Annotated in this window: 8 protein-coding genes; all 8 read right to left on the bottom strand. The window is 44.4% G+C overall.

From position 1 onward, the window contains the following. Nucleotides 1-4: 4 nt before the first annotated feature. Nucleotides 5-1,831, bottom strand: coding sequence for a beta-N-acetylhexosaminidase (locus G5B43_RS06795; RefSeq protein ID WP_165293941.1), 1,827 nt, complete (start codon nucleotides 1,829-1,831; stop codon nucleotides 5-7). A gap of 46 nt (nucleotides 1,832-1,877) precedes the next feature. Then, nucleotides 1,878-2,999, bottom strand: a complete 1,122-nt coding sequence (locus G5B43_RS06790; protein ID WP_240904775.1) for a family 43 glycosylhydrolase — start codon at nucleotides 2,997-2,999, stop codon at nucleotides 1,878-1,880. Between the two features lie 40 nt (nucleotides 3,000-3,039). After that, complete coding sequence (locus G5B43_RS06785) at nucleotides 3,040-4,209, bottom strand: sialidase family protein (protein ID WP_206367261.1); 1,170 nt, start codon at nucleotides 4,207-4,209, stop codon at nucleotides 3,040-3,042. 28 nt (nucleotides 4,210-4,237) lie between these two features. Continuing rightward, the gene (locus G5B43_RS06780) at nucleotides 4,238-5,695 is read right to left on the bottom strand and encodes a RagB/SusD family nutrient uptake outer membrane protein (protein ID WP_165293940.1); all 1,458 of its coding nucleotides are present in this window, start codon (nucleotides 5,693-5,695) and stop codon (nucleotides 4,238-4,240) included. A gap of 26 nt (nucleotides 5,696-5,721) precedes the next feature. Next, nucleotides 5,722-8,976: a SusC/RagA family TonB-linked outer membrane protein gene (locus tag G5B43_RS06775; RefSeq protein ID WP_206367260.1), complete on the bottom strand. Its 3,255-nt coding sequence runs from the start codon at nucleotides 8,974-8,976 to the stop codon at nucleotides 5,722-5,724. Between the two features lie 129 nt (nucleotides 8,977-9,105). Beyond that, nucleotides 9,106-10,815 carry a hypothetical protein gene (locus G5B43_RS06770; RefSeq protein ID WP_165293939.1) on the bottom strand — a complete coding sequence of 570 codons (1,710 nt, stop codon included), beginning with the start codon at nucleotides 10,813-10,815 and terminating at the stop codon, nucleotides 9,106-9,108. 22 nt (nucleotides 10,816-10,837) lie between these two features. Beyond that, nucleotides 10,838-12,175, bottom strand: coding sequence for a sialidase family protein (locus G5B43_RS06765; protein ID WP_165293938.1), 1,338 nt, complete (start codon nucleotides 12,173-12,175; stop codon nucleotides 10,838-10,840). Between the two features lie 23 nt (nucleotides 12,176-12,198). Continuing rightward, nucleotides 12,199-13,854: an IPT/TIG domain-containing protein gene (locus tag G5B43_RS06760; protein WP_165293937.1), complete on the bottom strand. Its 1,656-nt coding sequence runs from the start codon at nucleotides 13,852-13,854 to the stop codon at nucleotides 12,199-12,201. Nucleotides 13,855-13,863: the final 9 nt, after the last annotated feature.

Below are 13,863 nucleotides of genomic sequence, written 5' to 3'. Positions count from 1 at the left end.
TTCTCTAAAAATGTATGATCGCCCTGCTACTTACCGGACTGATTCGTTGACCGTCTTTAAACGTGGCTGCACGAACTGTTTTTTGTACAGGTACCTCAAACGGGCCTTCGAACCGATTTGATTGCGTTGTAGGTTCGCTGCCATCCAGTGTATAGTATATTTCCGGTTGATAGCTATCTGTTAACAGGTTGACGGTTGACTTGTTATGGTTCACCTCGTCTGTAACCTCGAAATAAACCTGGTATGCACTGCGGGAGTAGTTGATCCCTTTCTCCGCATAGCGTCTATATTGTTCCTCCATGCGTCTTTTAAAGTCTTCCCAATTCTTACTTTCTGGGTTACTCCATGCGATCTCGGCCAATGCTGCACCTCTGGGATAGGTCATATACTCATTTTTGTCTGATGAATGAATGAATTCGCTCCACAGATTTCCCTGCACGCCCAATACATACTTTTGCTCCTCGGTTGTAAGCTCTTCCGGTACAGGTTCATAGCCATATACTTTCCGCAGTGGTACATGCCCCCAGATGGCAAAGGGCTCCAGATAGGGCTCACCCTGAAAATAATCAAAATACATGTGTGACGTCGGTGTCATCACCACCGGATGCCCCATCTTCGCTGCGGCTATCCCACCTTTCGTACCACGCCACGACATCACCGCTGCATTAGGCGCGAGTCCACCCTCCAGTATTTCGTCCCAACCAATAATTCTTCTTCCCTTGCTATTCAAGAATCTCTCCACTCGGGTTATAAAGTAACTCTGCAGTTCGTGTTCGTCCTTAAGACCTTCTTCCTTTATGCGTTTTTGACAATGTGGACAGGCCGACCAGCGTTTCTTAGGAGCCTCGTCTCCACCAATGTGAATAATTTCACTTGGAAATAATTCCACGACTTCTGCGAGTACGTTTTCTAGAAAAACAAACACTTCTTCTTTTCCCGCACAATAGATATCTTCCTGTATCCCCCATTTTTCCGGTATCTGAAAGGGACCGCCCGTGCACGACAGATCCGGATAAGCCGCCAAGGCTGCAAGCGAATGACCGGGAAGCTCAATTTCAGGAACGACAGTTACATAGCGATCTTTAGCATAGGCGACCACCTCTCGGATCTCTTCCTGCGTATAAAAACCACCGTGGGGATTGTGATCGATATTGTTTCCCGGCTGGAAGTTTGTTCCCGACCGCCAGGCGCCCACCTCGGTCAATCGAGGGTATTTCTTTATCGCTATCCGCCATCCATGGTCTTCGGTCAGATGCCAGTGGAACACATTCAGCTTGTGCATGGAGAGGTAGTCGATAAATTTCTTGACATATTCCACCGAATAGAAATACCTCCCCACATCCAACATCAACCCTCGCCAGCCAAAACGAGGCTGGTCGATAATGCGCACCGCCGGAAGGGAGACCCAGGAACCGCTCACCTCCGTGGGGAGAAGTTGGTAGATCGTCTGGATACCATAAAATATCCCGTTAGCCTGAGAAGCTTGGACAACGATATCTTTATCGGTAACAGAAAGTCTATAACCTTCATCGCCCAACGTATCGGACGCAATTTCTAAAAGGATGGATTTTCCTTTTTCATCAGGCTTGCCTCTTTTGAGCGTCAGCCCGGTACGATCATATACCCCCTGCACGAAAAGATCTGCCAGTTTCCGTAATTCCTCGTCCTTTTCATCCACCTTGACAGTGACGTTCCCGTCCAGTTTGAAATCCCCGTCGCGCTCCTCCACGTGCAAGGGCTGCGGAATCAGTGATAGTTGCTGATCGGATTCTTGTGCATCTGCTTTAAAACAGAAAGAAATAAATACGATGAAATAAAAAATCTTTGTCATATCTGCTATTTATCTTACAACGCCTACCGTATCCTTGTGAATTTATTTATTTCTTCTTAAACACCGGTGCCGGTTTTTCAGTCACACTGGGTGAACTCCCTTCAATCACCGGCCATCCATCCGTCCAAGTTATCTTATCCAGCATCAGCACCCTTCGGGTGGCTCCGCTAGAAACTTTTGCCTTTTCTTTATCTATTGCATGGTATATAAACCAGTCGGTACCCTCATCATCGGCGATCAAACGCGCATTGTGACCGGGACCGGCATAAACGTCGTTACCTTGCAGAAATAAGGTCCCATTTCCACGTTCCCGGATATCCTTTCCGTTTTTGTCCAGATAGGGTCCGGCGAGCGTCGTGGACCGGGCAATCCGGACATGGTATGTACTGGCTGCTCCGTCACAGCAATGTCCTCTTGATCCAAAGAAATAGTAATATCCGTCCCGTTTATGCAGCACCACCGCTTCGAAATCTCCGGCAGCGATCTTAAACTTTTTGCTCAGGTCAGGAACCGATTTGCCGTCTGCCGACAGTTCTACGCCATACGTCCCTTGATTGGATGCATTACTATAGCTTCCCCAAAACAGATATTTCTTTTCTCCATCTTCCCAATATAGCGGATCGATGGAATTGGGCACACCGATCTCACTGGTGAAAAATAGTTTACCCTGATCCGCAAATGGCGCAGCCGGACTGGGGGACGTGGCCAGACCTATTGCGGGATTGGCGTCTGCCCATGCGGAATAGGAATAATAAAGATGATACATGCCATTGACTTTGACGAGGTCTCCCGCCCAAAGCGAGCTTTCCGCAGCCCTTTCCGCTTTCCACGTTGGTTTGGACAAAAAGGCATCGCCCACGATCGTCCAGTTCACCAGATCCGTTGACTTCAGTACCGGCATCAGCCGGTGGCCTTTGCCGTCACCCCAATCGTCTGACGTACCAATGGCATAAAAAATGCCAGTACTGGGATCCCGGGTAACCGTCGGATCAGCTAATATCGGCTCAAAAACCGGATTCGTATAATTGCCCGGAACCTCTTCCTTTGGTTCCTCTTTCGGCTCCGGGAGCGTTTCGTCCTTGTTATCCGGACTGCTGCCTTTTCCGCATCCTATAAAGCAGGCCGTTATGGCAAGCAACATGCCATATTTCAAATGTCTATTTCTCATGGTATTTATTAAAATTTAGTCTAACACTTCTGGAATGCGTTTACTTACCTTTTTGAGGTTCCACTTCCAAAATACTACCTGCAATGTATCGTGGGCCATCGTTTTGATTATAATAATAAACGACCAAAACCCTGTTCTTGTCCAACTGTACAGACCAAGGATAACCGATATCCCAACTGCCACCGTCCTCCCGGATTACAAATTCCTCCGCCGTCGCAAAATCGGTACACTCTGCATTTAAAATCCGGGCACGAATGCCGAAGGGTTGGTGTCGATATCCATAAACTACGAAAACCCTATCGTCCGGTAATCGCATCGCCTGTAAAGGATGCCCTTTAAATCCCATGCTTTCCCATTTGAAGGTTTTTCCGCCATCAGTAGAACGTGCGATACAAGCTTGATCATCATACCTCGCCGTGCGCATAAATGCCACGATATCCCCTTTTGGTGTTTCATAAACCGAAGTTTCGTTGAACGAGATCTTGTCATCCTTTGCCACCACGCCCGAATACGTCCAAGTTAATCCCTTATCATGAGAGATCAATAGGTAATTGGATGTTTTGCCTGGGCGATCATGTGCCGCCACTACCCACAACACACGGCCATCTTTTGTTTCGTACAACGCTCCGCGATTATAGGCCGACATGGGCTGTCCGAAGGGGTCATAATGTCTCTCATCCGGAACGTTGACTGGATAATGAGGACCTTGCCAGCTCTTCCCTTTATCGGTTGATCGCATGACGTACCCACCCAGAAAAGTAAAACCACCTGAATTAAACAATGGCTTTTCTGGAACTTCTAAACTTTTATCAACAGTTGTCCAACCATAGCTGGCACAAAGCAATGTACCGTCTTTCAGCTGAATCATACAGGGATCTTGCGACCCACCAAATGCATGGGCGTAGAGTAACTCTGGGGATGTAGACCACTGCTCGCCGTCTTTGGATTTTAAGGTCACCAGATAGCTATTATGATCCACATGCGAAATCTTCTCGGTACCGAATATACGACGATTGGGAGCCTGCCGGAACGCGACAAGGAATTCACCATCTTTCTTTTTTATCACAGAAGGAAAAGCATTATAAAACAATGTATCTTGATAGACAATGATATCCTTCACTTTCTTTATGCTGTGCGATTGTCCAAAACCTACTTGCGAAGACAGCAAGATGGCTAAGGCTAATCCGACTATTTTATTTTTTTTCATCATGTTCAATAGTTATGCTATTCCATAGATATTAATACCCATCAGTTTGTTCAACCAACGGTTCCAAACTTAATACTTGTTCCGAGATCGGGAAATATTCCAGGTGTTTCTGGTCAGCCTTTCCTTCTAAGGTAGGCACGAGTTCAAATGCTTTATGGAAACGAACCAAATCCCACCAACGTTTACCCTCAAACATCAATTCCAATAATCGTTCCTGTAGTATAGCTTGATCGTTCTGTACGGTACTGCCATTTACAAATTTATGGGCTTCATAAGCAGCCCCGTAGGCTCTTTGTCTCACGAGGTTCATTTCAATGGAAGGGTCTTGACCTAATCCATTTTTCGCTTCTGCTTTCATCAGCAGTACATCCGCATAACGGTAGATCACAAAATCACTGGTGAAATAACGCACACCAGAAATTACTGTTCCCCTGCCTTTTAAGATTAAGGTCGGATAGAATCCCGGCGCTGGCATATCCAATACCGAAGCTGCTTTTCTTAAATCTCCATCTTGGAATTGATTCTTAGCCAAATCTGTTACCGTCCAAACCATACCACCTGCAGTCTGGCCAATGATCTCATTGGTCGTCGGATCTATCTCATTTGGCAAACGAGCAGAGTAAAGATTAAAGAAGTAATTATTCCCCACCTCGAATTCCTTATTCCCAATAGCCATAATCACTTCTTTGTTGTTCTTATTTTCGTATTCGAATAGATCAGCATAGTTAGGTAATAAAGAAACATCTGCTTTAGCGACTTCATCGCAAGCGGTAAGCGCCGTTTGGAAGTCCGCATTTCCACCATTTAACCGCTTGGCAGTCCATAAATAAACATCCGCTTTCAGTGCCTGGACACCAGCCTTAGACCAGTAGTTTCTACTTTTGATAAAACCATAGCTGGAAAACAGTGCATTTGCTTTTTCCAAATCATCTTTGATAAGCGTGAAAACATCTTCTTGAGATGATCTTACCTTTTGGATTACGTCCGGTTCTGCACCCTCCACCGGTTCCGTACGGATAGGTACTTCTCCCCATGTTTTTACCAGCACAAAGTAAAGGAATGCGCGGGAAACATACGCTTGTGCTAAAAGATCATTTTTGTTCGTCTCGTTCGCAAACGAAATATCCGGAACGTACTTTAAAATCAAATTTGCATCATTGATAGCCGAGTAAACAGCTTGCCAGGAAGGACCTGCAGAAACACTGTTCAATGTATTCAGGTAATAACGATCGTAATCCAGCGTTCCACTCACTTTCCCCCATTCCATCACCTCACTACGAGCCTCCCCCCAGATGAATAAATTTAAACTTGCCAGACTACGTTGTTTGACATATAAACTTGTTAATCCACCTCTTGCATCATCTTCCGTCTTCCAGAAAGATTCATTGGTGATCACGCTCGTTGGATCTAATTCTAAAGATGTATTACAGCCTGTCTGAAAAGAAAGTACAGCCGCTAATAACCCTAATTTTATGATTGATTTTTTCATAACCTTGTTTAATTTACGTGTACGAATTAAAATGCTGCTTTCAGTCCAACAGCGAAATTACGAGGAACAGGATAACGCCCTCGATCGGTACCTCCATCCTCCGGATTCATCCCAGTGTAGTTTGTGAAATAGTAGAGATTGCTACCCGTCACATTCACACGTACGTTTTTTAGTTTAATACGTTCGGTCCACGCGGAAGGAAACTGATAAGCTATGGTCACTTCACGCAGGGTCAGAAAATCACCTTTCTCGTAGAACGCAGAGTTGGTGGAAGATAAGTGATAAGCACTCCCTCTCCAGTAACTGTAATTGGCTGTTCCCGGTATATATTGCGGACGATCAGCTATATCTCCATCTTGCTTCCATCCCCTATCAATCATTTCTTGAGGTATATTTAAGTCTGAAGCCCAATGGCCGCTTAAGAAGATTTTCGCATAGTTATAGATCGTATGTCCTTTCGTGTAATCCATACGGGCATAAAAAGAGAAACCTTTATAGTTTACAGAAGTAGAAAAACCACCCGTAACCGTTGGATAAGGATTTCCCAGATACGTTAAATCACGTGTATCCAGGGTATCATTACGATCTAAATCCGCGTAGTTTACATCGCCTCCATACTTGGTCTTGTCAGCAAAAGGCATGGTTAAATCCACTGGTGCATTTGCAGCTTCAGCATCGGTACGATAGATACCATCTTGTTGCCAACCATAGAAGTCCCCTATACGGCCACCCTCTTGCAATCCACCCATCCAAGCATAACCGTTTGAAGCATTATCCCAAACATACACACCACCCACACGATTATTCAATACCCCATTGTCAGGTAGTTTCAATATCTTGGTCTTGGTCGTGGAGATATTGAAACCAACATTCCAGCCTAATGCGGAGGTTCTTGGTAAGACATCTGCATTCAATTCCAATTCAATACCCTTATTTTGAAGGCTCCCCAGATTGGTTGAAATACTCGAGAATCCTGTTGATGGAGGTAACGTCAAGTTTGTGATCAGGTCATCCGTTCTTCTATTGTAGTAATCGAATAAGATGTTGAACCGATTGTCCATAAAGCCTAAATCTACCCCAAAATCTAACGTTTTGGATTGTTCCCACTTCAAGTTAGGGTTAGCCAAAACGGTATTCTGCACCGCAGATTCGTCCAGATATCGACTCCCTACCGCATAAGATCCCTGCGCATGGAAATCTGACAATCCTGAAATATTACCGTTCACCCCATAACTAGCTCGTAATTTTAAAGTTGATAAGTAAGGTTGTGCATTCGCAAAGAAATCTTCCTTATGCATATTCCATCCCACTGAAACACCGGGGAAGAAACCCCAACGGTAGTTGGCACCTAGGTTAGACGCCCCATCATATCTTGCCGTTAAGGAAAGCAAATACTTCTGTGCATAATTATAGTTCAAGCGGGAGAAATATCCTACCATAGCAAATAAGGTTTCATTTCCACCTACGGAAACAGGGGTAGAAGATGCATTCAAGGTAGGGATCAAATCCGTTGCTGCTCCTTGACCAGATGCAGTAAGACCAAATATATATCTTCTGAAATAGGAGAAACCTCCCATAGCCTCGAAAGTATGGTTGCCATAGCTTTTTGTATAATTAGCAATTAGGTCCGCCTGGGTCTGCATGTTTTTATTGTAGGCAGAAGATGCCGGTCGGGTCGTATTGACATTACCAACCCCATTCATGTACGCATGGGTAAAGACGTAATTATCACCCGTTACTTTGTAGAGAGAAACCTGCGGAGAAATGGTTAAGCCTTCGATTGGTTTCCAATCAGCAGAAAGTGCTAAGGTTAAATTCTCCGTACCCGATTTATTATCTCTTTTATTCAAATGATAAACCGGATTTCCTGTATTCCTACTTTGTCCAGGAGCTAACGTGCCGTCTTCAAAGGTATACTTAGCGGTTGGCGCTAAGCCAGCTGCTCTGAAAAACAATGATTCATCGCTATAAACAGTATTATTGGTCGAATAACTGTACATCATCTTGCCATTCACGGTCAATTTATCATTAACCTTTAAGTCCGAATTCAAGTTTGCTGAAATACGGTCATAGAACGTTGTAATGGCGATACCATCGCTCTTCATATAACCAATGCTTGCATTTACGGTAGCACGATCTGTACCGCCAGATACTGCCAGGTGGTGATCATGGGATATACTATTTTGAAATAAGATATCTTGCCAGTTGGTTTCTTGGAAGATAATCGTTTTACTGGGATCGATCGGATCCGTCATCGATTGCCATCCCTCATTCAATTTATGCTTATTCGCATCCGTTAAATATTGTGTTGTAAAACCGGTATTATTGGTCAGGTCATTACCGGTACCAAACCCAATCGGCTGTGTTAAAACATTGATGGAACCGGGTACTTTACGCTCGGCAACCTGCGCACCAACACGAGCATAATAGATATAATCTCGCGCAGAAGCCATATCATACAATTTGCCTACGTTAGAAGATGATAAATTATAGGAATATTCAATTTTAGTCCGGTTAGCATCACCAGATTTGGTGGTAATGATGACAACCCCGTTTGATCCTCTAGCTCCATAAATAGACGTAGAGGCGGCATCTTTTAATACTTGCATGGAAGCAATATCATCCGCATTGATATCGTTCATGTTGGAACGGATAACACCATCGATGATATACAAAGGACTAGCACCGTTCGGATTGTTAATGGATGTACCACCGCGAATAATTACCCGTGGTGCAGCACCCGGTTGTCCTGAGGTGCTTTGAACCCGAACCCCCGATACCGTTCCTTGTAAAGCTGATGCCGGATTGGCAAAAGAAACATTCTCCAACACCTTTTCATCCATTTTGGAAATAGCTGTTGTTAAAGTTTCTCTGGATTGCGTACCATAACCGACTACCAATACCTCCTCAATATTGGTATCATCATTTTCAAGGGAAATAGCTGCAAGTGTAGCACTAGATGCAGGCACTTCGATGGCTTTCTTTCCTATAGCGCTAATGACCAACATACTTTGGTTCGAGTTTACTGCTAAGCTAAAGGTTCCATCTTCTCCGGTAGATGTTCCGTTTTGGGTTCCTTTCTCTGTAATCGTAACACTTGATAGCGGGTTTTTATCCTGATCTACTACCTTCCCCGTAACCGTTGTTTGTGCATACGACAGGAAACTGGAACACACAAAAAATAATAGTAATGCTATCCGATTTAGATACATACTACAACTTATGGTATCCTCTTTATTGGACGATGATTTGCTTAATTTCAATTGTATATTTCTAATCATAATTGTAAGGGAGCTGATTATAAGTATTATTACATTACCAAATTTAGGCCTAAACCGCTCCTCAATTCTACTACTTTTATGTAGATTACCGATACAATATTTCAATTAAAAAAGCTCGATATCTTATTTTTATTGCTTCAGTTTAAATGTCGTGATCGTAGCCAAAGAAATGATGGTTTCATTGTCCTTATCAAGATTACTTTTAGCGATGGGCTTTCGTTTGTCCTGTATCCAGGATATGATTCTTGTTTGCAAGCGTGCTTCCACAACATGACCCGTTATACCATCTACAAACTGCTCCCTTTTGAACAATATTTTGCCACCTCTTTTATTTAAATAATGATAATTAGATCCCCCAACGCGCTGAATCTCTTCCTTTGGAAGCAGGTCTTCTATTTTGATATCCCAATCCGAAAGCCACGCCTCACCCGAAGAAACCAGATAACGACACGACTGCCCTAAATACACGGTATCTTTTGCATAAAGGATATCGACATCTACCGTTTTCATACTCGGCAAATCGGTTGCACGCAAAGCTGGCACACGGAGACTTTCTTCCGATTGCCAGCTATCAGCGGGTCGCAAACCATCAACAGGCGACAACGCAGAAATGATCGGTAAATCCGCTGACAGCCATTGCGCATACCAACCTTCCGAATGGACATTAGAAACTTTACCTTGTCTACTAATCACCATAGAAACAGATTGCTTTTTTCTATCCGATACCGATTGATCAAACCATTTGAAATCCTGCACGTCGATATTGGTATAAAAAGCATTTAAAACGGTATCTCTCTCTGCGGTCACTTTCAAATCCGCAGAAGCTTCGAAATAGGGCATGTCGGTGGTCGGTCTTGGCGAAAACATCCGGTACTTTGGATGGGATATTTTGGACAGCGAATTTCCGCCCGGGACAGCTTGTAGCCCCGTCACGGTAACTTCATAATAAAGAGGTCTATCTCGTTCATAGACAGCTGGACGGATTCCCCTGTCCGGCTTCATATATCGAAACAATTGCTGCAATATCTTTCCGTTGTCTGCCCACGGCCGGGATATATTTCCCGTCCAAGATCCTGCATCACCAACCAGTATTACCTTTCCTTTACCCGGGCGAACCAACACGATACCAGGCCCAGATACAGAACGATCCGTGTACGTGCTGTCCGAGTAGACATCCAATAAAACTTCTGGATTTTTAGCTTCCGGCAATATGTTAAGGGTACATCCTGCGCCATAATGAAATACCGGAACATCATAGAAATAGGGATGTCCTGTCGGTATGACATTGTCTGAATAATGGGTGTCGTCATTGTTCCATGCTAAACCAAACTTTCGTAGCAACTTTTTAACCTGGTTGGTTTCAAAAGATTCACTAAAACGATCCTCTACCATCGCATTCAACATCAGCATCAAACTTCCTCCCTCCTCCACGAACTTTTCTAACACAGAAATTTCTTGATCGCTGATCACTTTAGCGCCAGCTATTAACTCCGGGTTATCTGCCGCAAAAATTACCACGCCATCAAAACCTTTCAAAAGCTGCTCACTATATGGAGACCGGCCCATGGAAATCGAATACTCTTTGGAAAGGATAGTATAAGCATGGTCAAGTGTATTGGTATGCACGAAATCATTCCAACCATACCGTCCATCCGAATCTAACCAGCTTCCGGTAACAATATGATTACCCACTTTGGTCGAGGGCAAATTATGATGGTAATAGTCGAAAAGAAGCTTTACATCCTTGTCATCATTATAATTGATGATTCCGGCCTGCTGTGCAAAAAGCCCCTGTAGATTCAAACTGACTAAAAGTATACTCGCAAAAATTTTATACATAACGGTGGAGCGTGCTAAAGGTTTACATCTTTTTTACTATAATCTCACGGGTTTTAATCGCTTTCCGGATCTCGCCCGTAGATGTTTTAAATTGAAAATCCGAATAAATCAGCAAAAACTTATCTTTTCCTGTCTGCACTAGCTCCGGATAGCCACAGGTTAGCGTATTTCCATCTACTCCTTCCAGCCAAGGCAACATTTCGAAGGGATCAGACCATTCCTCTCCTTCTTCATCCAAAGCGACCCGTATCTGTAAACCCGGCCTGCCAGAGGCTAACACCAAAGCCCCATTATCCAATTGCTTTAATTTGGGTAAGACTCCGGCTTTGGTAAAGGCTGTAGGTTTATTCCAACTTTTTCCTTGATCAGTCGATCGACTGTAATACATCGGGCTATTTCCCAAACCGTCGGTTGTCCGTATCACGGTCAGGTACGAACCATCCTGCAAAATCTCAAAAGCCGGTTCCGTCCACCCCAGTGCATGTCGTTGTCCTCCTTTGGGATCTTTTATCGGATCATAGCGATAAGGGATCCGCCCAATGAATGACCAACTTCTCCCGCCATCCTGCGAGCGATAAAAAGCAACGTCCGAAGGCGGTACCGCTCCGTTGACAATGGTAAAGCCGGGATATACGCCGGCGACGATAGCACCATCTTTCTCCAGCTTCATATCCCCCCACCACACGATCGGCAGTAAATCGTTGTCAGCATACCTAACCATATTCGGTTCGTGGATATCATTATGCTCCACTATCCATTCACTACGGTCCTTTGTTCGCCTCTGTATATATACCCCCTGCAGTTCCTTAGGTAGATCTTCCGTTTTCCAAAATCTAAATGTACGTCCGTAAGCTTCCTTAACCGTAGCGATAGGCTCGGGTAGATGCAGGTCTTTCCTAGGCATAGCCGGTGGGGTATGAATATTGATATATTCACCATTCTTTAACGCCAGTCCCCCTCCTATTGGCGGTTTATCCGTCTGCGTCCAGGTTTTGCCGTTGTCTTTTGAAACGGCGTATCCATGCCCTCCTTTTCCATAGCTTTCGGCATCATCATGTGCCATATTCCATCGCGCAACAATTTCTCCTTGATCTGACATATATAATCCGGGGAACTGAAAGAAGCCCCATTTGTAGGGTTTATCCGCAACAGCGACCACGATAGGTTCTCCAAAATCTATTTTGAAACGATTCTTTCCATCTTTCTGATAAACATATTCTGTCTTACCGTACGCCGGAATACCTTCCCTCAATGCGGCCCCTTCGAAATCCATCCGATGATCCTGTATGTTGACAACAGCTTGCTGCGTACTACACCCCACCAATAAAAAGAACAACCCGTATATAAATTTCATCCTCATGTTTTAATGTTTTTCTGCTATACCTACAACCTCTTCACCGTCACCTTCCTTACTTTGATTGCTTTACGTCTTTCACCTTCAGGCGTCCGGTGCCAGAAATCCGAATACACGACCAAAAAGCTATTGTCATCTACTTTCAGAAACTGCGTGTATCCACACGAAAACACTTCATTGGGTACCCATGGTAGCATCTCGAAAGGTTCAGACCAGTCGTCGGTATTATTATTCAGCATAAAACGCAACTGTACACCCGGCCTGCCAGAGGCTAATGCGACAATACCATTATCCAGTTCCAAAAGTCTTGGCAATACACCCGCACCTGTAAATACCTTCGGTTTTGACCAGTTTATTCCCCTGTTCGTGGAGGTGCTTACATACATCGGGCTTTCACCAAAACCATCTTGCGTACGTAATACCGACAAAAACGTACCATTCTGCAGTGCGATAAATGCAGGCTCGGTCCATCCAAATGCATTACGCTTATTGCCGTTAGGGTCTAACATCAGGTCAGGTTGGTATGGAATGTTCCCTTGCTTAGTCCATGTTAAGCCAAAATCTGTCGATTTATAAAACGTTACACCGGATGCATCTATCCCTCCACCTGGTTTCGTTTCGAAAGTCGGGTATGTCCCTCTGTATATTCCATCAGACAATTCTTCCATATCACCCCACCATACTACTGGAAAAAGATTGCCATCCGCGTAGCGTGCTAAATTTGGATGTACCAACGTGCCCCGTTCAGCAACCCAGGAAGTCTGCCCTTTCTTGATTCGGGCTTGGTATGTACCTTGCAACTGCAAAGGCAATTCATCGTAGTTGTAAATTCGAAAAATGCGGTCATAGTTCGACCCATCCTGTAAAGTGGCCAAAGGAGCAGGAAGCTCAAGGTCTGCTAAGGGAATGGCTGTAGGGGTTGTTATCGTAATACGATCGCCGTTACTTAATACTATCCCTCCGCCGGCAGGAGCTCTTTCCGTACGTGTCCATGTTGCTCCTTCGTCGCTGGATACCGCATTATTACCAGTCGTCGCCTGTCCATAACTCTCTGCATTGTCGTGACTCATGCTCCAGCTGATAGACATTTGACCCGACACTGCGCGTCGTATACTGGGAAAATTGAAAAACCCCCACGGCAATTCCCGATCTGCCACAGCGACAATAACCGGTTCACTCAATTCTACTTCTAACAATTGGTGCCCGTTACGGATATATTTCACCACCTGTTCGTTGTAAGCAGGTATACCGGCTCTAATAGCCGCTATATTGGGACTTTTATTTTCTGTCCATTCTAAGGTATCTTTTTCTGCTACGACAAGCTCTCCTATTTTTCGCACACGGAATGACTTTATGTTAGAGGTATGCCCCCCTACTAAGACAGATACATTGATCTTTGCCCCCTCAGCCAACTCCGGAACTTTCACCGAAATAACACCATCAGATAGATCCAATACTTCGCCCATGACCTCTCCAAATTTTACCTGTACACCTTCAGGACTGCTGCCAAACCCATTTCCCTGTATTTTTACAGTCGCCCCCGATGCCGCCACATTCGGTAATATCAAATTAACCGATAGCGCATTCCCTTCACCATTTGTATCTGGCTCATCTGTTTTCTTCGCGCATGATGTCACATCCAAAAGGACGAACATACATAACAAGTTCAATAAAATAGTTTTCATCTGTAATTT

This window comes from Sphingobacterium sp. SGR-19, assembly GCF_011043555.1.
Lineage (GTDB): Bacteria > Bacteroidota > Bacteroidia > Sphingobacteriales > Sphingobacteriaceae > Sphingobacterium.
The sequence above is the reverse complement of the archived record's forward strand: the minus strand, read 5'-3'. Positions and strand labels throughout refer to the sequence as shown.